This is a genomic window from Companilactobacillus zhachilii (genome assembly GCF_003606365.2).
GTDB lineage: Bacteria > Bacillota > Bacilli > Lactobacillales > Lactobacillaceae > Companilactobacillus > Companilactobacillus zhachilii.
In genome coordinates this window covers 853,001-876,494 of sequence record NZ_CP031933.2, presented here as the reverse complement: position 1 = coordinate 876,494, position 23,494 = coordinate 853,001, and the positions used below count along the sequence as shown (strand labels likewise).

Sequence of the window (23,494 nt, the reverse complement as noted above, 5' to 3'; positions counted from 1 at the left end):
GCGTTAGGGATTTATCCCTTACACCACGGGACGAGTTTTGAAATTCGCGTACTTTGCGAAGGTCAAAATCGAGATTGGAGACCGCTCTTTGGCTCCAATCGGTCCCCATAGTGACCTAATTTTCTGGTTTCTGGAGGCGGCATCCTTTAATTACGGTTGTAAGCACAAACAGTCAAAGGAGCAAAGACAAATACAATCATAATTCCAAAAATCAAGACCAAGAAAGCTTCATTAGTCCAACGCCCTGTTGCTAAAATTTGTCTAATGGCAATAATTACATAAGTAATTGGATTCATATAAGCAATCATTTGCATAGTTTTTGACAAAGTATGAATCGGAATGAATGCATTTGATAAAAATGACAATGTCAACATAATCATTAACGAGAAGCTCTCAACAGTTGTGGCACTCTTAGCAAGCATTCCCAGTAGAGCAAAGATCCAGGACATAGCCCAACCAATAAAGATTGCAAGCAAGCCACTAACTACAATTCCACCGAAACCGGCTGCTGGTCGCCATCCCATAATATAACCGGTTGTTAATGAAGTTATAGTAGCAATCGATAATCTAAGAATATCGGCAAATAATTGACCGGCTAAAGGTGCAATGTGAGCCATTGGTAATGATTTGAAACGGTCATATACCCCAGAATCTAAATCCTCTCTGATTTGTGATCCTGAACCTGAAGATGCCGAAAGCATTGTTTGAATCAAAATCCCTGGAACAATTGTAGGCAAATAGTTTTGTACGTTACCCGCAATCGCACCCCCAAATAAATAGCCAAACATCAACATAAACATGATTGGTTGAACAATAACGTCCATCATTCTGTCAGGATTATGAAATGTTTTTAATAAGTTTCGATATGCCATTGTTGCTGTATTCATAATTAAATTGCCACGGTGTGTTTGTACATCCATAATAAAGACCTCTATTTTCTAATTTTTGCCAACTGTTAGATTCATAAATACATCATCTAATGATGGTTCTTGAACAGTTAAATCACTGATTGAAATTTTATTTTGTTGAAAAGCTGTTAATAATGTTGCTAATTGCCCAATGTCCGATAAATTAGTGCTCAAACGCTGACCTGTAAGGCGACTAGCTGTTTTTAATTTATCTTCCACTAATCTTGTGGCTGAATTAACTTGACTCTTATCTCGAACCGTAAAGCTCAAATCAGTTCCACCAATTTGCTGTTTAAGCTCTTGCGGTGTTCCAATTTTCACCAACTTGCCATGATCAATGACTGCAACTCTATCCGCCAATTGATCTGCCTCATCAAGATACTGTGTTGTCAGAACTATCGTTGACCCTTGCTTAACCAAATTCCTAATCGTGTCCCACATCTGGGTTCTTGTACGAGGATCTAGTCCCGTCGTTGGTTCATCTAGAAAGATTAAGGCTGGACGTGTGATTAAACTGACTGCTAAATCCAATCTCCGACGCATCCCACCAGAAAAATCTTTCAATGACTTGTCAGCCGAATTAACTAACGAAAATTCCTCTAATAGTTCTTCAGTACGCTTTTTTGATTCCATTCGTGAAAGACCATTTAAGCGTGAAAAAATCATTAAATTTTCTCTAGCAGAAATATCTTCATCAACTGACGCATATTGACCTGTCAATCCAAACATCGATCTAGCTAACTTCCCTTCACTGGCCGTATCGTGACCAAAAATCTTTACAGTACCGCTACTAGATTTCAATAAGGTCGTTATCATTCTCAAGGTAGTGGTTTTCCCGGCACCGTTTGGCCCCAAAAGTCCAAATACCTCTCCCTGTTTTACATCAAAAGAAATATCATTGACTGCTATTTTATCGTTAAATTTTTTTGTTAAATGGCTAACTTCTATCGCATTATTTACTGTCATTATTCAATGCCTCGTTATTTTTATATTTCATCAGGTCACCTGATTAAAATTAATTGTAAGGGTACCTGATTAAAAATGCAAGCATTTTATTCAGGTTACCTGAATATTTTCTTTTTATGCTGTATAATTAATTTCGGAGGTAAACAAATGCCTAATCTACTAAAACAAAAAAACGCTGCTGGTAAGCTGATAGAATTCGGTATGGTCCGTCACGTTGCTGACAAAGTCACACACAGAAACTCCGACGAAGAGGGAAAATTTATGTTTCAAGGCCAAGGAAAGATTTTACTGGCCTTATCACAAACTGACGGTCTATCACAAAAGGAATTAGCCACTCGGCTGGATTTAACTGCCCAATCGACTGCTGAATTCGTTAATAAATTGGTCAAAAAAGGACTGGTCACAAAGGAAAAATCCACGACCGACCGCAGAATGACTATTATTCGGATAACTGATTTGGGTCGGCAAACCACCACTATGGAATCTGCTGTACCAGAATTTTTAAACGCTCTAACTGACGAAGAACTTGATCAATTTGCTAACATTTTAACCAAAATAAATACTCACCTGTATGCAGAAATTGATAATGCCGACCATCAAAATATTTTCAGTAAATCCAAACAGATGATTAAAGATGGTATCCGTGATTGGTTTCTATAAAATTTACTAGGATATGTCTTCAAATTATTCATATTATGGATATGCCGTCTCCAGACTCGGACAGTGGTCACTGGCAGTGCGGAACGGCCCGAGCCAAGGTCTCGGACCTCGGTTTAAGCCTTGCAAGTTCGGCAAGTCTTAAACACGCCCGGTGCTGTAAGAACGACAAAAGCGGTCGTCCTAACACCACTTTCACTGCCAGTAACCACTGTCCGAATCTTCCGACTAGTTCTTTAGGAGCTCAAAAATAACTTGATACCTAAAATACTTTTCATAGATTTTATTACCATCTCAATAGGATTCTGAAATAACCATGCTTTTAAAAAATTTATCCGTATCAGAATAATTTGAAGACAGACGTTAGCACCACAAGTACATAATGTCTATTCAAGGAGCCAAATGATTCCAACTATTTACCTAAAACTATACAAATCATGCAAAGTCCCTGCACTGGGAAGAATCTTGAATTTAATACTCCGAGTAAATAATCAAATACTGTCCAATCAATCGATTGGACAGTATTTTTATTTTAGGCTATCCTTAAATTGTTATTAGATTAAACAAAAGAAGGGGTATTTTATGAACAAGGGTGAAATTAAAAATAGCCTAGCACGCAAGTTATTCATTATAACTTTGTTGTCCGGAACCTTCACAATGTCGATCAGCCAATCTTCTCTTTCAACGGCTTATCCAACATTAATGAAATTCTTCGGCGTGACTGCACCAACGATTCAATGGTTAACAACTGGCTTTATGTTGATTATGTGTATCATGATGCCAATCAGTCCTTGGCTATTAAACAATTTTTCGTTTAAGAAAATCTTTTTAAGTGTCGTAGCAATTTTTGCCATTGGTACTTTTGTTATCATCATTGCACCAAACTTTCCAATCGCCATGCTAGGTCGAGCTTTAGAAGCTATCGGTGTCGGGGTTTTATTTCCATCGTTTCAATCCGTATTAATGTCCATCACACCAGAAAATAACCGTGGTGCCACGATGGGATATGCTGGTCTAGTCATGGGATCGGCTCTAGCTAGTGGTCCCATCATTTCTGGGATTGTTTTAAACTTTTTACAATGGCAAGGACTATTTGTCATTTTTCTATTGATTATGGTTGTTATTTTTATTAGTGGTCTATTCAATATCAAAGACGTTATGCCACGTCACAAAGCAACCTTAGATTTACTTTCAACTGTCTATCTACTTGGTGTGATTGGTTTACTTTATGTAGTTAATCAAGCAGGAGCAACTAAAAGTTTCAGCACCAATTTAATTATCCTATTGGTAATCAGTTTACTTTTAACGACTTTATTTATTCATCGTCAATTAACCAAAAAAGAACCCTTACTCGATTTGAAAGTTATGAAAAACTTCAACTTCGATTTAGCCGTCCTACTAACCGGATTCTCATATATTTCGTTAATTGTCATAACAATTATTTATCCACTTTATTACCAAAATATTTTACACACCTCAGTTTTAATGTCTGGATTAGCACTAGTTCCACCAGCCATTGTCCTCAGTATTCTTAATCCATTAACTGGTAAATTAGCTGATCGTATTGGCTTCAAATCAACCTTGATTACTGGTATGTCAATGATTGTCGTCGGGTGGTTCTTGTTGTTCGTCATTCATACAAAGTTAACCATTTGGCCAATGATTGTAATTGCAACATTAATTGAAGGTGGAAATGCCTTCGTTATGATGCCAGCTACAACCTTAGGTGGCAATTCATTGTCGGAAGAACTATTACCGCACGGAACAGCTATCATTACAACCGTTCGTCAATTACTCGGATCTTTAGGTGTCAGTTTGGCAACCTTGATTCTAGTCACAACCAATCAAAATCATCACCTACCTGCCAATACCGGTTTAATTGGCTATCAAAAAGTCTTTGCCTTCTTCTTCGGCATGGCAATTCTCGGATTCATCTTTGCTTTGTTGATTAAGAATAATAAAAAGGCAGCGTAAAAGTTTCTAGTTTCCAGATAGTAAAAACGTATCTTTCCTAAAATTGAAAAGATACTTTTTTTTGTATTCTTAAAATGAAGTATAATTAGTCTTTGGATTAAGCATGATGCTAGTGAATTTTTAATCTTATTATTTAACGATGAAAATACAATTCAATAACCCAACTACTTATTAAAAAATTAGTTGGAAGGAGCAAGAAATTTAGGTCGCTGTGAAGGTGGCGTTAGAGCTTTAGCTCTTACCCCACGGGACGAGTTTTGAAACTCGCGGCTTTTGCGAGGTTCAAAATCGAGACTGGAGACCTTGGCTCCAGTCGGTCCCCATAGCAACCTAAATTTCTTGCTCCTGGAAACGGCATATTTGACCACATACTCATAGGAGGGCATTTTGAATTTAAAGAATAAACCCGCTCTGCAAACAATTTTAATTGCATTATTATTTTTCATTACCTTACTAATTTGGACACTCTGGCAATTTCATTTCAACTACATGGTCTCAATGTATGATACTTATTTCCATTCACAACGAATCTATGAAATTCGCCTAGCTTTTCAACAACACACTTTACCTAGTTGGGTTAACTTCAATACCTTTTTCAACACGGGACAAGCTGTCAATGGCATGTACCCTGACTTTACACTCTGGCCTTTTGTTTGGATCACCAACTTCTTAACCCCGATTCATCAACAAATTGCTATTAAAGTTTTAATTTACGCTTTGACTTTTATCGTCTCATTTTTATCATTGAATAAGCGTTTCGATTCACGTAACGCCGTTTTGGCAGCTTCAATCTTTGCCCTATCAGGTTCTGCTTTGAAAGACTTAACCAATGAGATGCAGACAGGAACTGCCATTGTAATGATTTTTGCTTTTCCACTACTCTTCACACTCAAGGATGCTGTTGAAAGCACTAAGATTGATCCACCATTAATTATCAAAACTGCTTTATTAATGACAATTGTTATCAATTCTCATCTATTGAGCGCTGTTACCATTACTATTATCGTTGGTATCTTTTTAATCATTGAAACTATTCTTAAGAAAAATTATTTGGCTTGGATTAACTTGGCGATTGCCGCTTTATTAACAGTTGCCTTATGTCTACCGATAATTTATCGTGTTCTCCGTATTTCTAAGACCGGATTATTAGCTCCATTTGGCAAAGGACATGTTATCAGTGAATCAATCTGGACCTTATTTATGACAACCAGTTGGAATGCTAAATCAACTATTTCTGTAGCTTCAATTATCTTGCTAGTAATTGTATTAATTGGAATTAAAAAAGAAAAACTGCGTCAACTAATACCTTGGTTCTTAGTAGAATTAGTTTTAATTCTATTTAGCACTAACCTAGTACCTTGGGGATTACTCAGTAAACTGCCCGTTCTTGACACCTTCCAATATGCCAACTGGCGCTTTGCTCCCTTTCTAGGGATGGTTCCATTAGTTTTGATTTTGATTAACTTTGACCAAAAGAAAGCTCGACTTATTTTCGTGGCGATGACTGCTTTATCATATGGAATGTCAATCTACACGGCCTACCATGACCAATTCTATAAAACGACACATAGCCCAATCGTGACTGAATATTCCAAAACTATTGTTCCAATGAACGATTCAGCTAAACTAACTTCGACCGGAATCAATAGCGACACGTTGATGCGGACACTTATTCCTGACTATGCTCCAAATTCCGTTCCATTACAAAAGGATTCTGATGGTGCTAGTTTAGATTCACAGATCAACTATTTAATTTCTCATCATCTAGCTGTGACACCAACGAAAGATATTCCACTAACACATACGGCCACTGCTAATTCGTTAACTTTGACCGCTCATAATGTACCTAAAGGTACGATTAAATTGCCAGTCTTTGGTTATCGAACTTTAAATTATCAAGTTTTAATCAATGGTAAAAAAGTTCCCTTTAAAATTGATGAAACTGGTTTTATTACACTAACAAACCAAGATAACTATAAAAAAGTTGATTATCATATTACCCAGATTCAACCGACACTTTATCGGCCATTAATTTGGTTCTCATTTATTTTATTTGGAATATTAATAATTATGTTATCAATACCAAAAATTCAAAACTTTAGACAATAGTAAAAAAGAGTTTGGGACAAAACATAGCTTTTTCCACTTAAAACAAAAGGCACCAGCAATCCAAAATCGGATTACTGGTGCCTTTTGCCTTAATGCTCGAAAGCTGAACATGTTTTATCAGCGCCCGAGATACTATCCTACCTCAGCTAATTGATTCAATTTTCTTAAACGGTGATTGATTCCAGACTTAGAAATAGGTCCACTTGGAACCATATCGCCTAATTCTTTCAAAGAAACTTCAGGATTTTCCAAACGTAAAACCGCAATTTCACGTAATTTATCAGGAAGTGAATCCAAGCCAACCGTTGCTTGCAAATGCTTAATATTTTCAATTTGACGTTCAGCCGCAGCCACTGTCTTATTGATATTAGCATTTTCGCAATTAACTAGACGGTTAACTGAGTTTCTCATATCACGGACGATGCGGATATCTTCGAATTTCAACATTGAATTAGTAGCGCCAATCAACTGCAAGAAATCAGCAATCTTTTCAGCTTCCTTCAAGTAGACAATGTAGCCATTACGACGTTTGGTCGTCCGGGCATTCAAATGAAAATAGTTCATCATCTGAGCGATTCCCTCATTATGAGTTTCGTATAATGAATAAATTTCCAAATGGTAACGTGAAGTTTCCGGATTATTCACACTACCAGTAGCCAAAAAGGCTCCACGCAGATATGAACGCATCCGTTGATCTTCATTTAAAACTTCTTCGGGTACATCTGTATTGATTGACAAGCCAGATTCATCCAAAATATCTAAATCAGTCAAAACTTTATTCGTATCATGCTTTAAACGAACCAAGTATTGATTATTCTTTTTCAATTTCATCTTTTTACGCACAAGTAATTCTGATTCCATACCATACTTTTGCTTGATCAAAGAAAAAATTCTTCTGGCAATTGCAGCGTTCTCAGTTTGTGCGGTTAAGACGAAGTGATGATTTTGTAAGCTTAATGAGCCATTCATTCGTAACAAAGCTGATAATTCAACTCGTGCGTGCTCAGGATGAACCACTAATTTTGTGAGTTCTTGTTTGACCTCACTTGCGTAAGAAACCACTACCGTCTCACCTCATTCTTTCTATTTCCTGACTGTAAGGAAAGATTAATTATTTCCTTAGCAACCTTTTCTCCATCGTGGAATGCACCTTTATCATGGAGTGATAAGAAGTCATCTTGAATAACTTTGCATCCCATATTTCTTAGACCAACAAAGTCAGTCTTGACCTGATTGACATATTCATCATATTTTTTATGATCCATATAACCTTCAGGAATTTTTCGTGTATTAACCAAAACGGTATCAATAAAGTTACCGCCTAAATGACGATTTAAAACTCGGACATGATCAGCATCAGTAAAACCTTCCGTTTCACCGATCTGTGTCATGATATTACAAATATAAACGACTTCTGCTGAAGTTTGTTTAACTGCCTCACCGATATCACTGATCATCAAGTTAGGCAAAATGCTGGTAAATAAACTACCAGGACCTAAAACAACAACATCTGCTTGCATAATGGAAGCAATGACTGAAATAACCGACTTTGGTTCCTCATCAGGATTGTCTGAATCAGTGACCCAAACCCGCTTAACATGTTTACCAGAATGAGTAATTTCATGCTCTCCAGCCAATTTTGTGCCATCAGTAAATTCAGCATGCAACGTTAACTTCGTATTACTTGCTGGATAAACGTGACCATCAACTTGCATCATTTTAGATAGTTCTTGTACGGCGTCAAAAATATTAGGTGACATTTCCGTTAAAGCAGCAATAATTAGATTTCCAATCGCATGACCTGAGAAGAAATCATCATTGGTTTTAAAGCGATATTGGAAGACATCTAAATCTACCTTTGGTAAATCTGATAAGGATGCTAAAACATTTCGAATATCCCCAGGAGGGACAACGTTAATATAATCACGAATGACACCAGATGATCCCCCATCATCAGCAACAGTAACAATTGCGGTTATATTAGCATCCATATTTCTTAAACTGTTTAATACAACTGGTAAACCAGTACCCCCACCTATAACTACAACTCTTGGACGACGTCCTTTAACAACCCGAACTATCCTATTTGTTGCCATGTTCAATTACCTTCTTTTGCGATTTTTCCATGTCACGATGAGTAATATCAACATAGTACTTATCTTTCAAATCAGTACCAAGTCGTTGGGCGATAGCTACAGAGCGGTGTTGTCCACCTGTACAACCAATTGCAATCGTTAAACTAGTTTTCCCTTCTTTTTCATAACCGGGAATAATATCTTTCATCAAATCATAAAATTTATTATAAAAGTTTTGCGTTTGTGCATCATCCATCACATAATCGTAAACTGGTTTATCAATACCTGTTTGCGTCTTTAATTCTTTGATATAAAAAGGATTTCTCAAGAAACGAACATCCATTACAATATCCGCATCAATTGGTAGTCCATATTTAAAACCAAAGGACATAACTTCAATATGGAAAGTTGGAACGACAGAGTTCTCTTGGAAATTATCAAAAATTTCTTCACGAAGCTGACGTGGCGTTAAATCAGTTGTATCTATTTCAACTGAAGCCCGGCCCTTGATCTCAGATAAGAGCTCTCTTTCCTTTTGAATACCATCAAGCAAACGACCTTCCATGGCCAAAGGATGACTACGACGAGTTTCTTTGTAACGAGAAACTAGTTCTTCATCAGAAGCATTCAAAAAGAGAATCTTCATATCAACTTTTTGATGTTTTTCTTGTTCATCTTCATCTACCTTTGAAAGCATAGAGAAAATTTCATCATAAAAGGCGCGTGATCTAATATCTACAACCAACGCCACCTTTTTAATTTTGCCAGACTCATGAACCAACTCCCAGAACTTTGGAAGCAAGTTAGGTGGCATGTTATCAATACAAAAATATCCTAAATCTTCAAAGGATTGCATTGCAACAGTCTTACCAGCGCCACTCATACCAGTAACGATGACTAAACTAAGCATATCTTCTGCCATACTGCACCTCACATTCGAATATAAGCATAACACAACATGCCGGGCGTGTCAGTAAAAGGTATTTTAGATTGCTAACTCCAGAGTTGAGAAAAGTTAACTAGCTATGCGGACCGGACTGAGCCAAGGTCTCAGTCCTCGGTTTGAAGCCTCGCAAATACCGCGAGTCTTCAAACACGCCCGGTGGTGTAATGGCTAAAGCCATAACGCCACATCCACAGCCAGTTAACTTTTCTCAACTCTTCCGACTAATATATTATCTAATAAACATATCTCCTAAGTTCTTATATTAAAATAACCAAGAACATGAAAGTAACAAAGCCTATTATCCATTATCAAATTTTTCCTACTATATTATCCAATGAAAACAACAACTTAGCCGGAAGGTACAAGAAATTTAGGTCGCTATGAAGGTGGCGTTAGCACTTTAGTGCTTACACCACGGGACGAGTTTTGAAACTCGCGTACTTTGCGAGGTTCAAAATCGAGACTGGAGACCTTGGCTCCAGTCGGTCCCCATAGCGACCTAAATTTCTTGCACCTGGAGGCGGCACCACCACTAATTTATATTTTTTATCTCCATTTTGCGCTAAAATAAATCACATTGGAGGATTTACAAAATGGAGACTGTTTTTCTCATACTCTTGCTCATTGCGGCTGTTGTCGTCGCCAACATTATTTCATGGAAAGTTAATAATATTCCAATTGCGTTTATTCAAATCGCAGCTGGTTTGGTACTATCTTTCATCCCAATCTATAAACATTTTGAACTTGAACCCGAAGTATTCCTCTTGGTTATTATTTCAGTTTTGATGTTCAACGATGGTCAGCATACCAGTCTCTCCCGACTGACTCATCAATTTGGTACCACCTTTTCACTATCAGTGGAATTAGCAATTATTTCTATTTTAATTGTTGGATTCACAACACATTTTATTATTCCTAGCATGCCGCTAGCTTTGACCTTTGCCTTGGGAGCAATCATTACCCCAACTGATGCGGTGGCTGTTAGCTCAATCACCAGTAATATGCTTGTTCCTAAAGAAGTTATGGGGACGTTGGAAAATGAGTCCCTCTTCAACGATGCATCAGGTATCGTTGCTTTGAATTTAGCAATTGCAGCCGCTGTGACCGGTCAATTTTCTGTCATGGACGGTATTGGTAATTTTATTTATGTTTTCTTTGGTGGGATTATCGTTGGAGGAGTTCTGGGAGCAATAATCGTTGCTATTCGATTGCGTTTAATTAATATGCATGTCGATACTCCTTCGGTTATGGTGCCCTTCACTTTACTAACACCATTTGTAGTTTATTTAATGGCCGAAGCAATCGGTGTGTCAGGAATTTTAGCGGTTGTCGTAACCGGTTTGATCCACGGTATCCAGCAAAATCGTTTGCGTCTAACTAGTTCCCGGCTGCAAATCGTTATGAATAGTACCTGGCAAGTTGTCTCAAGTATCTTAAACGGAATCGTTTTTGTATTACTTGGACTATCGCTCCCAAGTGTCATCATTAACTTACATAAACACAATACTAGTTCTGTTTTCATATTATTAGGTGTCGGTATATTGCTGTATCTTATTATGACGGTATTACGTTATCTCTGGACTAATTGGGACTTTGCCCGTATTCGTGCCTGGGACCGTAACGAAAAGCATGCTAACAGTATCATAATGGCATACAGTGGTGTCCACGGAACTATAACTTTAGCAATGGCCTTCTCACTTCCCTTAACACTTAATGGTCAACCATTTCCGTATCGAACCGACATTATCTTTGTTGCCACCGTCGTTATTTTAACAAGTTTGATTGTACCTACATTGGCCTTGCCCTTCTTATTACCAAAACAAGTTTCAAAATATTCTGAAGAGGAATTAGCTAAAGCCAAAGGACAAATGGTTGACGACGCAATTGTTTCAATCCAAACTAGACACAAAAAAAACACTAGCACTAGTCAGGTCATTAATATCTTGGACGGCCAACGAACTATTGAAGGCCATGTTGATAAATCTAAGCTTAATATCATTTTTGATAACTGTTTTGAATTAGAACAACAGACTATTTTAGAAATGCTAAATAATCAGGAAATAACACCTTTAAATGCTAATCTATACATGCGTGTTGCTCGTAGAACGATTATTCAGTATCAACAAAATACCTGGCAAAGATTTATCTTGATTGTTAAATTCGGTATTCTAGAGCGGTTTTCTCCCAGTAAAGAAGCTAGAAGACGGCGAAAAGTTTTCCACCAAATGAAGCATCAACAAGCCGATAATCGGGCCGAAATGATTGCTAGGAATAAGAAAATGTGGCGTCAAATGGCCGTCACTGAACAAAAGCCTTATAAAAAAGTAATCAGCTATTTAAATCAAAGTCTCGTCAATGACACGGAAAAAAGTCGTGAGATCAATTTGGCACGTCGTGCTTACGATGAGCGTCACCGCCGTTTGACACGTACTTTCCACGAGAATGAAAACTTTGAAAATGATCAAAATGAACTCCTAATTGAGGCATTTCAACAAGAAAATACTTATATCCAATCAAAAATTGCTTCTAAAGAATTTAGTCCTGAATTGGGAAGCGCCTTATATGAACAAATTTCAACTGACCAATTAGTTTATTTACAATCGTTAAATGAAGAATAACAAATTAAAAAGGCAAAACCACTTAATTGTGATTTTGCCTTTTTCATTTTTATTATGCTTTCTTTTCTACTGCTTTAGTACGTTTAGTATCACGCTCTAAAATTGGCTTCAAGTATTGACCAGTATAACTCTCTTTAATTTTAGCAATCTGTTCAGGTGTACCGGTGCCAACAATTTGACCACCGCCTTCGCCACCTTCTGGGCCTAAATCAATCAACCAGTCAGCTGACTTCACAACGTCTAAGTTATGTTCAATTACTAAAACGGTATTGCCTTCATCAACTAAGCGTTGTAAGACCTCTAATAGACGTTTAATATCATCGGTATGTAACCCTGTTGTAGGTTCATCCAAGATATAGAAATTTTTACCATTAGATTTTTTATATAACTCTGAAGCTAACTTCATCCGTTGAGCTTCACCACCAGATAACTGAGTAGCAGATTGTCCAAGTGAAACATAACCTAAACCAACGTCAACGATTGTTTGGAGTTTACGTTTGATCTTTGGAATATTACTGAAGAAATCGAGTGCTTCTTTAACTTTCATATCCAAGACTTGCGCAATATTTTTACCTTTGTAAGTAACTTCCAAAGTCTCTGAATTATAACGTGTTCCATGACAAACTTCACAAGGAACATAAACATCAGGCAAGAAATTCATCTCAATTTTAATGATCCCATCACCGTGACAGTTTTCACAGCGACCACCTTTAACATTAAACGAGAAACGACCTTTCTTGTAACCACGTAACTTAGCCTCATTCGTTTGAGCAAAAAGATCACGTACATCATCAAAGACACCTGTATAAGTAGCTGGATTACTTCTTGGCGTACGTCCAATTGGACTTTGGTCAATGGCAATCATCTTCTCCAAATTTTCGTAACCGGTAATTTTCTTATACTTACCAGGCTTTTCAGAATTATGATTCATCTTTTGAGCTAATGCTCGCTTCAAAATCATGTTAACTAACGTTGATTTACCAGAACCGGACACTCCGGTCACAACTGTGAACTTACCTAATGGAAATTTCACATTAAGATTCTTCAAGTTGTTTTCAGCGGCTCCATAAACTTCAACATTTTCGCCACTTCCCTTACGACGTTCTAGTGGCACTGGGACAAACTTTTTACCAGCTAAGTATTGTCCAGTCAAGGACTTAGGATTCTTTTCAACTTCTGCAGGTGTACCAGCAGCTACAATTTGACCACCAGCCTCACCAGCACCTGGTCCAACATCAATCAAATAATCGGCTGCACGCATGGTGTCCTCATCATGTTCAACAACAATCAAAGTATTGCCAAGGTCACGCATTTTCTTCAAAGAACTAATTAAACGGTCATTATCTCGTTGGTGCAACCCAATTGAAGGTTCATCCAAAATATACATAACACCAGATAAATTAGACCCAATTTGCGTTGCCAAACGAATCCGTTGAGCTTCACCACCCGATAAAGTTCCGGCTGAACGTGATAGTGACAAGTATTCCAAACCTACGTTTATCAAAAAGCTCAATCGATCTTTAACTTCTTTCAAAATAGGTTTAGCAATCACAGTATTTTGTTCACCCAAAGTAATTGCCTTAAAGAATGGCAATTCATCCTTAATTGACATATCAGAAACTTCAGCAATATCTTTACCACTAATCTTCACAGCCAATGCTTGACGATTTAATCGTTTTCCGTGACAAACTGGACATGTCAATTCAGTCATATACTTACGCATAACTTCACGAGTAAAGTCACTGTTAGTTTCATGATAGCGACGATTAATATTGGGAATAACACCTTCAAATGGTACGTCAACATCACGGACACTACCAAAATCATTTTCATAATGGAAATGGAATGTCTTACCATCTGATCCATTCAAAACAATATCTTGATCTTTTTGAGGCAATTTTTCGAATGGCGTATTCATATCAATCTTAAATTCTTTAGCCGCTTGAGCTAACATTTCAGGGTAATATTGTGAACTTATTGGATTCCAAGGAATAATAGCTCCTTCAGCTAATGTCTTACTAGGATCAGGGATAACAAGATCCATATCGACCTCTAGCTTCATCCCTAAACCATCACAGTTATCACAAGCTCCAAAGGGAGCATTGAATGAGAATAAACGAGGTTCTAATTCACCCACAGTAAAACCACATAGTGGACAAGCATTTTTTTCGGAAAAGACCATCATATCTTGGCCAATGACATCAACATTCATATAACCATCAGATAAACGTAAAGCTGCTTCGACAGAATCAAACAAACGTGACTTGATATGATCATTGATTACAATCCGGTCAACCACAACATCAATATCATGTTTCTTATTCTTATCCAGCTCAATATCTTCACCAATATCACGTGTCTCGCCATCAACACGAACTCTGACATAACCTTGTTTCTTAATTTGCGTCAAAGCTTTTTTATGTTGACCACGCTTGGCACGAACGACTGGTGACAAAATTTGTAATTTCGTACCATCATCCAGTTTTAAAATAGCATCAACCATTTGTTGGGCTGATTGACTAGTAATCTTCGTACCGTCATTAGGACAAATTGGTGTTCCAACTCTAGCCCACAACAAACGTAAATAATCGTTGATTTCCGTAACTGTACCAACAGTTGAACGGGGATTCTTTGAAGTCGTCTTTTGGTCAATCGAAATAGCCGGACTCAATCCATCAATTGAATCGACATCAGGTTTATCCATTTGTCCCAAAAATTGACGTGCATAAGAAGATAAACTTTCCACATAACGTCGTTGTCCTTCAGCGTAAAGCGTATCAAAAGCTAACGAACTCTTACCTGAACCGGATAAACCAGTCATAACAACTAATTTATCACGGGGAATCGTCACGTCGATATCTTTCAAATTATGAGCACGTGCTCCATGAATAACAATCTTATCATTTAACATATTTATTTCATTTCCGCCTTTAATTCCAAAATCGAATCACGTAAATTGGCAGCCGCCTCGAAATCAAGTTTCTTAGCCGCACTTTCCATTTGTTCTTGCAAATTAGCCAACAATTCTTTTTGTTCCTTCTTCGTCATATCCTTAAAGTCAATTTCATCATCGATCTTTTCAGTCTCTGATGAAGTATTATCAACCTTCTGGAACATTGAAATGGCATCCCTAATCGGTTTAACGATTGTCGTTGGTGTAATACCATGTTCTTCATTAAACTTCATCTGCAATTTACGACGACGAGCTGTTGCATCAATAGCCCCCTTCATCGAATCAGTCACTGAATCAGCATACATGATAACTTTCCCATGCTCATTTCTTGAAGCACGACCGATAATCTGAACCAAGGAACGTTCAGCACGCAAAAAGCCTTCCTTGTCGGCATCTAAAATGGCAATCAAAGAAACTTCTGGTACATCAATACCTTCACGTAACAAATTGATTCCGATCAGAACATCAAATTTACCTAATCGTAGATCACGAATAATCTTCGTTCGCTCCAAAGTTTTGATATCACTATGTAAGTAACGGACTTTTATACCTAAATCTTTAAAATAATCCGTCAAATCCTCAGCCATCTTTTTAGTCAATGTCGTCACAAAGACACGTTCATGTTTTTCAATGCGGTCGTTAATTTCACCAACCAAATCGTCGATCTGACCCATAATTGGTCGAACTTCAATTTTAGGATCAAGCAAGCCTGTTGGACGAATAATTTGTTCCGCCTTATGATCTGTTCTTTCCAATTCATAAGGTCCCGGTGTCGCCGAGACATACAGGATACGGTTAACATGTTTTTCAAACTCATCTAACTTTAATGGACGGTTATCCAAAGCACTTGGCAAACGGAACCCATAATCAACCAATTGTTGTTTTCTAGCACGGTCACCATTATACATCCCACGAATTTGTGGCATTGTAACGTGAGACTCATCAATCATAATATTGAAATCTTTGGGGAAGAAATCAAGCAAAGTAAATGGTGGTTCACCTTCAGCACGGCCTTCCATATGACGTGAATAGTTTTCAATACCAGAGGTATAACCCATTTCACGCATCATTTCAATATCATACTCGGTCCGTTGCTTGATTCGTTGAGCCTCAAGTAACTTACCTTCTTTTGTAAACTTCTCTACTTGAACATCCATCTCATTTTTAATGCGGTCAAGTGCTTGATCCATCTTAGAGTCACTAATCATAAAGTGAGTGGCTGGAAAAATTCCAATATGGTCCATTGAACCTTTAACCTCACCAGTCAAAGCATCCATTTCAATAATTCGATCAATCTCATCACCGAAAAACTCCACACGAATAGCATTATCGTCTCGTGAGGCTGGGAAGATATCCACAACATCCCCACGAACACGAAATCTACCACGTTGGAAGTCAATATCATTGCGTTCAAATTGATTTTCAACTAATTCTTCTAACAATTTATCTCGAGCAATTTGTTGACCCACACGCAAGGAAATAATGCTATCAGCGTATTCTCGCGGATCACCTAAACCGAAAATACATGAAACTGATGCCACAACGATCACATCATTACGTTCCAAAAGTGAACTAGTTGCCGAGTGACGGAGCTTATCAATTTCATCATTAATACTTGAATCTTTTTCAATATAAGTATCACTTGAAGGTACATAAGCTTCAGGTTGGTAATAGTCATAATAACTGACAAAATATTCAACCGCATTGTTAGGGAAAAATTCTTTCATTTCACCATACAACTGGCCAGCCAACGTCTTATTATGTGAAATGATAAGTGTTGGCTTATTCAAATTCTTAATAACATTTGCCATCGTGAAAGTTTTACCAGTACCAGTAGCACCTTCCAAAATAACTTCTTTATCACCAGCTTGAAAATCTTTGGTGATTGTATTAATCGCTTGTGCTTGATCTCCCGCCGGAGCGTACTTTGAAACTAAATCAAATTTATTATCAGTAATCCTATCTATCACGGACTCACTTACCCCCTCATTTAAGCTAAAAAATACATCTAATTAAAATTGAATTAGATGTAATTAATACCGACTTATTTCGCTGGCTCTATATTACCATAGCGAACATATTTTCGCTATATATTTACTTACGATTGATACACCCTACTTTTCCATTGTTAATCGAGGCAACATTAGAAAAATGGCTAAACCAATCAAGAACAAAATACTCAACGAAGCTGCCCCGACAGTCGATTTACCTGTGATTTGAGTTACCACCCCAACTAAAATTGGTCCCATAACGGCTGAAAATTTTCCTAAAATATTATAAAATCCGAAAAATTCACTGCCCGATTCTTTAGGAATCAATTTACCAAAGTATGAGCGACTCAAGGCTTGAATTCCACCTTGGCTAGTTCCGACTAAAACAGCTAATATCCAGAAATCTACTGTTGTATTCAATTTTAAAGCGTATAGGCAGATTCCGAAGTACAAAATAATCGCTAACAAAATTCCTTTTCGTGCTGAAAAATGGTTAGCTATCCATCCATACAAAATTGAAAATGGAAAAGCTACCAATTGCACTACTAGTAAGACAATCATCAAAGTTGTGGTCGTAATACCCATATCCATTCCGATAGAAGTAGCCATTGTAAAGATAGTATCGACTCCATCGATATAAAAGAAATACGCTACTAAAAACCATGCGGCCGCCTTATACTTTCGTAAATGTGTCATGGTTGCCCAAACACGCTTAAAACTAGATGTGATGGGATGCGGATTTTCTGGTAATGAGTAAACTTGACGGACATTTTTTAATAATGGAATAAAGAAAATTATCCACCAAATAGCTGCTAACAAAAAACTAACTCGTGCAACGCCATAACTCGATAACATGCCAAAACCACTCGTCAATTGTAAAACTAAAAAGAGTAAAAAAGCCAAAACGCCGCCTAAATATCCATAAGCATAACCATTTGACGACAAGGAATCCATTTTGGCATTATCGGCAACATCAGTCAAAAAGCTATCATAAAACAAATTTCCACCTGAATAACCAATTATCGACAAGATATACACCGCTATCAACAGTTGCCACTGGCTTGGAGGTAAAATGGCTAGTCCCAGCGTCATAACGATACCTAAGAATGAAAAAATGCTTAACAGGCGCTTTTTATGATGTGGATAATCGGCCAATGCTCCCAAAACGGGTGCCAAAATCGAAACAATCAATGTTCCAAAACTATTAGCATAACCCCAATATGCCGTAGCATTTGCTTGTGTAACGCCGGCATTTTGTGCAACTGACTTGAAGTACACTGGCAAAACTGCCGTTGTAACAATAATTCCATAACCAGAGTTAGCCCAATCATAGAAAATCCAACTCCATTGTTTTTTATTAAATTTCATAAATTCCCCTCAATTCTAAAGAAATACCTCATCAATGGCTGAACCTGCCAATGGTTCAGGGAATTCTAAACCTAACAACTTGGCAAAGGTTGGGGCTTCATCAACCAAATTAGCCCTTGCGACCGTCTTATTTTGTTTAATCATCGGTCCGTTAAAAATCAAGGTCGTCTTATAACCTGGTTTTTCAGGGTCATAACCATGAACACCTTGATAACGGTCAGCATCACCCATCATTTCTGGTAAAACTTTTTCCACAGCATTGGCACGATCACTCTCATCAGTGAAATAATAACCAGCTTTTGCTTCAACCATCAATGTACATTCAGAATCTGCTCCACGTTCAATTGCGTCCGCTTTATCATAAATTTTTTCGACACCTTCAACACCTGAAATAACATCTTTCAATCGGTCGATTTGCTCAAAATTACGTGTATAAATGTACGTACAGCCATCACAAGTTTTGGCCATTACCCGCCAATCCTTCTTAAAGGTCTGATCAGGACGAGCCGTTAACCAGCCCCGCTTAGCAAATAAAGTATTCAAATGAATCATCTTATCAACGTTGATTTGATAATGATCCCCTAAAATAACAAAGTTAGTATCTTCAAAAGTTCCAGCAGCTTTGGTGGCATCAATCACCTGCGCCACATGGTTATCTAATCGATGTAACGCCTCCATGGCCTCATCAGAACGAACGCCATAACGGTGACGCATACTGTCCATATCAACCAAATGTAGGAGCGTCAAATTAGGCTTCTTACGTTTGATTGTATCGACTGTACAGGCAGTAATAAAATCATCTAGCTCTGGTTGCTTGATACCATTACGTAATTTACCGTATTTTTGATTCATTTCCAAAATAAACAATGGTGAACTAGCACGTAATGAAACTAAAACTTGATTTGTCCAAATTCGATTAGGAAAAATTTCTGCCAAATTATAGTTAATTTTGCTACCAGCTGTAACGGGCCATAAAAACGCCGCTGTTGTTAAGCCTTGCTTACGAGCTAAATCATAAAGCGTAGGCACCTTGACATCTTTTTGATACCAGTACCAATCCGGTGACTGTCGGTCTGGTTGAATTTTAGTATTGTTAATAATTCCATGTACACTGGGATACTGACCAGTAATAATGGTGGTATGTGATGGATAAGTCAAAGTTGGATAAATTCCCCTAACCTCTTTGACCCAAGTACCACCGTTAACTAATTTATTTAAAGTAGGTAATTCTGATTGATGTTCATTAATATCTCGAAATCCTAATGAATCGAGTGAAATGATAACTAAATGTTGATTTGTCGGCAATTTGATTTTCCCCTTTTCACAAACTACATGAAATTATTATATCGCAGATATAATTTTCTTGTTGACGACAATATTTGAATTTTAACTCTATTTTGGGGTTGCCGTCTCCAGTCACAAGCATGGAATACTCGCTGTGGGACCGCCTTGAGCCAAGGTCTCAAGGCTCGATTTTGAGCTTCGCAAGGTTCGCGAATCTCAAAATACGTACGTAGAGTAAGAGCCGAAGCTCTTACTCTACCTTCACTGCGAGTTTCCATGCCTCTGACTTCCGACTAGTGTTTCTGTTCAATTGATATTCTTAAACACCGCCAATAAATATTTTTCATATTCGTAGACAACAAAAAAGCATCCTCATTACTGAGAATGCTCATTGATTAAAGTTAAGAATTAATTATTCCCAACCTTCGATTTCTTTAGCAAATTCATCTAATTTCTTAGCAGCGCCATCTTCTGTATCGCTCTTTATACCGATATAGAATTTCATCTTAGGTTCTGTACCTGATGGTCTGGCAGCTACCCATGTATCATCAGCTAGAACATACTTCAAAACATTTGCTTTTGGTAAGCCTGTTTCTTTAGTACCCGCAGCTGTTGTATCTGTATTGTTTAGGTAATCAATTGATTCGACAACTTTAACGCCGTTAATTTCATCGATTCCCTCTTCACGAAGGGTCTTCATGATTTGAGCCATCTTATCTTTTCCTGAAATACCAGCAAAAGTCTTCGAAATCGTCTTTTCACGATAATAACCGAATTCCTTATAAAGGTCTTCTAGTGCATCATAGATTGTTTTACATTTTGATTCGTAATATGCTGCAGCTTCAGCCAACAAAAGTGTTGATTGCATAGCATCTTTATCACGAACAAATGGTTTAACTAGATATCCATAACTTTCTTCAAAACCGAAGAGGAATTCGTTACTACCAGTTTCTTCAAATTGTTCGATCTTTTCAGCAATATATTTGAATCCTGTCAAAACATCGAACATCTTAATGTCATATTTATCAGCAATTGCTGTAGCCAATTCCGAAGATACGATTGACTTCACAACCGCTCCGTTAGTAGGTAAATCTCCTAAGCCCTTTTTAGCTTGTAACAAGTAGTTTAAAAGGACTGAGGCAATTTGATTACCCGTCATTAATTTATAAGAGCCATCAGGTTGTCTAACCGCTGCCCCTAATCTATCGGCATCAGGATCAGTTGCAATTAAGATATTAGCGCCAATCTTTTTGCCACGTTCGATAGCGAGGTCAAAAGTTTGGGCAAATTCTGGATTAGGGAATGGAGTTGTCGCAAACTCTGGGTCAAGGATGGCCTGTTCAGTTACCATATTGAAATTCTTAAATCCAAGTTGTTGGAAAATACGTGGAGCAATCATCTTACCTGTTCCATGAAGTGGTGAATAAACAAATTTCATCTTGTCACCGATATCTTCGATCAACTTAGGATTTACGATAACTGTTTCGAGATTCTTCATATAATTTAAATCAACATCTTCACCAATCAAAGTTAATAATTTTTCAGCACGTAGTTTGGGCACGGCCTTTACTTTGATAGCGAAGAGATCACTAGCTTTACGAGCAAAACTAGTAATGTTGTCTGATTCAGCTGGTGGCATTTGTCCGCCGTCTGGACCATAAATTTTGAAACCATTGTATTGTTTAGGATTATGGCTAGCTGTAATCATAATACCGGCATATGTATGTAGGCTTCTTACAGCAAAAGATAATTCAGGAGTAGGTCTCAAGCTGTCAAACACATAACTGTGAATGTTGTGAGCCCCTAAAACTTTAGCTGATTCATAAGCAAAATCTTGAGAATAGTAACGTGAGTCATAACTAATAGCGACACCTTGTGCTTTTACTTTGTCATCCAAAGTATCCATAAATGAAGCTAACCCTTCTGTCGCTTGACGAACAGTGTAAATATTCATGCGATTAATACCAGGACCAATTAGACCACGCATACCAGCAGTACCAAATTCCATTGGTGCATAAAATGCTTCTTCAGCTACTTTATCATCTTGTTTTATCTCATCTAGTTGCTCTTTCATATCTGGATCCAAATCTTTATAATCGAGCCATTGTTGCATATTATCTTGCCAAGACATTAACTTTGTCCTCCTAATTTGTAAGTACTTACAATCATTATAGCAATCATGCAGTACTATTAAAATTTGATTTCATAACTTTAACAATAAATCTTTAAAATATTCTTAAAATCATTCAGTCAAATTTTCAAATTATTATGTTTCACTACTGATGATCCTATTAATGTCGGTATCGTAGTATTTTGCTAAGGCAATCAGCGTATCAATATCTGGCATCCGAATCCCCGTTTCATAATGGGATAGCGTCGTCACATCAATGTTCAAATGTTGAGCAACTTCTTTTTGAGTAACGTTACGTTCTCTTCTAAGCTCCTTCAAATTTTTCGCAATGTTAAAACCTGATTCATGCATTAATTGGTTGAATTTGTTATCTGCGACTTCACGCATAAGAATCACTTCCTATCATTTTTATTAACCCTATTATATGTTTAAACATGTACAAAATGGAACCAAAATGCACTAATAATTTTTTCTATTTTTAACTATTTAGTCATAATTTTATAAATAAAAAAGGATTATATGAACTGGTATAATTACCGTTCATATAATCCTCAATTTTTAACTATTAACTTTATTTAGTTGAAACCTTATCATCGGAAAGTTCTTGGATATAACTGAATGCTTGTTGTCCAGCAATACCACCTTCACCAACTGCAGTAGCGATTTGACGAAGATCTTTCTTTCTAACGTCACCAACTGCCAAAATGCCAGGTACTTTCGTTTCCATATGTTCATTAGTATTGATCCAGCCAGCTTCATCAAGAATACCTAAACTCTTGAATGGTGTTGTCATTGGATCGATACCAACGTAGATAAAGGCACCCTTAGCAGGTACAACATGTTCTTCACCAGTTTCTTTGTCAATGTATCTGACACCAGCTACTTTGTCATCTTCGCTCACGATTTCTTTAACATCAGCATTCCAAACAAACTTAATCTTATCATTCTTAAATGCACGATCTTGCAAAATCTTTTGAGCACGTAGTTGATCACGACGGTGAATAATTGTTACAGATTTAGCTAATTGTGTTAAATAAATACCTTCTTCAACGGCAGAATCGCCACCACCAATAACGGCAACGTCTTGTCCCTTAAAGAACGCACCATCACAGACGGCACAGTAAGAAACACCGCGTCCTGAAAGTTCATCCTCGCCAGGTACGCCAATCTTCTTATATTGTGAACCAGTTGCAATGATTACAACTTTTGTTTCGTAGTCGCCATCATCAGTATGGATGATTTTAACATTCCCTTTATCCTCAACAGATTCGACGGCACCATAGCCAAAGTCTGCCCCAAATTGAGTTGAAGATTGATACATCTTTTCACTCAAGTCTGGACCGAGAATTGAATCAAATCCAGGATAGTTTTCAATCGCAGCGGTGTTATTCATTTGACCACCGTAGATACCACGATCGAGAATCATTACTGATAAGTTAGCACGTGAAGCGTACAAAGCGGCCGTCAAACCACCAGGTCCAGCTCCAATAACTACTACATCATATGTTTTCATC

General features: G+C 37.4%; 16 protein-coding genes. 4 read left to right on the top strand and 12 right to left on the bottom strand.

The genetic code is table 11. The features are described from left to right. Window positions 1-146: 146 nt before the first annotated feature. Both D1B17_RS03760 and D1B17_RS03755 read right to left on the bottom strand, forming a co-directional pair. On the bottom strand, window positions 147-920 hold the full coding sequence (locus tag D1B17_RS03760; RefSeq protein ID WP_120142962.1) for an ABC transporter permease: 774 nt from the start codon (window positions 918-920) through the stop codon (window positions 147-149). An 18-nt stretch (window positions 921-938) separates the two neighbouring features. Next, window positions 939-1,874 carry an ATP-binding cassette domain-containing protein gene (locus tag D1B17_RS03755; RefSeq protein ID WP_120142963.1) on the bottom strand — a complete coding sequence of 312 codons (936 nt, stop codon included), beginning with the start codon at window positions 1,872-1,874 and terminating at the stop codon, window positions 939-941. Window positions 1,875-2,021: 147 nt separating this feature from the next. Here D1B17_RS03755 and D1B17_RS03750 point away from each other — a divergent pair, with 147 nt between their 5' ends. The 3 genes from D1B17_RS03750 (at window position 2,022) to D1B17_RS03740 (ending at window position 6,614) form a co-directional block, all read left to right on the top strand. Beyond that, window positions 2,022-2,534, top strand: coding sequence for a MarR family winged helix-turn-helix transcriptional regulator (locus D1B17_RS03750; protein WP_166806609.1), 513 nt, complete (start codon window positions 2,022-2,024; stop codon window positions 2,532-2,534). A 579-nt stretch (window positions 2,535-3,113) separates the two neighbouring features. Continuing rightward, entirely contained in the window at window positions 3,114-4,505 is a 1,392-nt protein-coding gene (locus tag D1B17_RS03745) for a DHA2 family efflux MFS transporter permease subunit (protein WP_120142965.1), read from the top strand. 387 nt (window positions 4,506-4,892) lie between these two features. After that, a complete protein-coding gene (locus tag D1B17_RS03740; RefSeq protein WP_120142966.1) occupies window positions 4,893-6,614 on the top strand; it encodes a hypothetical protein in 1,722 nt (573 codons plus the stop codon). A gap of 132 nt (window positions 6,615-6,746) precedes the next feature. Here D1B17_RS03740 and whiA read toward each other — a convergent pair whose 3' ends face one another. Genes whiA through rapZ form a run of 3 tightly spaced genes read right to left on the bottom strand, consistent with a single transcriptional unit; the run spans window position 6,747 to window position 9,611 of the window. Then, window positions 6,747-7,676: a DNA-binding protein WhiA gene (gene whiA, locus D1B17_RS03735; RefSeq protein ID WP_120142967.1), complete on the bottom strand. Its 930-nt coding sequence runs from the start codon at window positions 7,674-7,676 to the stop codon at window positions 6,747-6,749. Continuing rightward, window positions 7,676-8,710, bottom strand: a complete 1,035-nt coding sequence (locus tag D1B17_RS03730) for a gluconeogenesis factor YvcK family protein (RefSeq protein WP_120142968.1) — start codon at window positions 8,708-8,710, stop codon at window positions 7,676-7,678. The genes whiA and D1B17_RS03730 overlap by 1 nt, the downstream gene beginning before the upstream one ends. Beyond that, complete coding sequence (gene rapZ / locus D1B17_RS03725) at window positions 8,697-9,611, bottom strand: RNase adapter RapZ (protein WP_120142969.1); 915 nt, start codon at window positions 9,609-9,611, stop codon at window positions 8,697-8,699. Before rapZ ends, D1B17_RS03730 begins: the two co-directional genes overlap by 14 nt. Window positions 9,612-10,228: 617 nt before the next feature. Between rapZ and D1B17_RS03720 the strand changes: the two genes are divergently transcribed. After that, window positions 10,229-12,253, top strand: a complete 2,025-nt coding sequence (locus D1B17_RS03720; RefSeq protein ID WP_120142970.1) for a cation:proton antiporter — start codon at window positions 10,229-10,231, stop codon at window positions 12,251-12,253. Between the two features lie 52 nt (window positions 12,254-12,305). Here D1B17_RS03720 and uvrA read toward each other — a convergent pair whose 3' ends face one another. From uvrA to trxB, 7 genes are all read right to left on the bottom strand, one after another. After that, window positions 12,306-15,164: an excinuclease ABC subunit UvrA gene (gene uvrA / locus D1B17_RS03715; RefSeq protein ID WP_120142971.1), complete on the bottom strand. Its 2,859-nt coding sequence runs from the start codon at window positions 15,162-15,164 to the stop codon at window positions 12,306-12,308. Window positions 15,165-15,166: 2 nt separating this feature from the next. Further along, window positions 15,167-17,176, bottom strand: a complete 2,010-nt coding sequence (gene uvrB / locus D1B17_RS03710; RefSeq protein ID WP_120142972.1) for an excinuclease ABC subunit UvrB — start codon at window positions 17,174-17,176, stop codon at window positions 15,167-15,169. Between the two features lie 144 nt (window positions 17,177-17,320). Next, window positions 17,321-18,565 (bottom strand): MFS transporter, encoded by a 1,245-nt coding sequence (locus tag D1B17_RS03705; protein WP_120142973.1) that lies wholly within the window; start codon window positions 18,563-18,565, stop codon window positions 17,321-17,323. 15 nt (window positions 18,566-18,580) lie between these two features. Further along, window positions 18,581-19,870 carry an alkaline phosphatase family protein gene (locus D1B17_RS03700; protein ID WP_120142974.1) on the bottom strand — a complete coding sequence of 430 codons (1,290 nt, stop codon included), beginning with the start codon at window positions 19,868-19,870 and terminating at the stop codon, window positions 18,581-18,583. Between the two features lie 391 nt (window positions 19,871-20,261). Continuing rightward, entirely contained in the window at window positions 20,262-21,980 is a 1,719-nt protein-coding gene (locus tag D1B17_RS03695; RefSeq protein WP_120142975.1) for a phospho-sugar mutase, read from the bottom strand. A 135-nt stretch (window positions 21,981-22,115) separates the two neighbouring features. Beyond that, on the bottom strand, window positions 22,116-22,367 hold the full coding sequence (locus D1B17_RS03690; protein WP_120142976.1) for a helix-turn-helix domain-containing protein: 252 nt from the start codon (window positions 22,365-22,367) through the stop codon (window positions 22,116-22,118). A 184-nt stretch (window positions 22,368-22,551) separates the two neighbouring features. After that, window positions 22,552-23,493: a thioredoxin-disulfide reductase gene (trxB, locus tag D1B17_RS03685; RefSeq protein ID WP_120142977.1), complete on the bottom strand. Its 942-nt coding sequence runs from the start codon at window positions 23,491-23,493 to the stop codon at window positions 22,552-22,554. Window position 23,494: the final 1 nt, after the last annotated feature.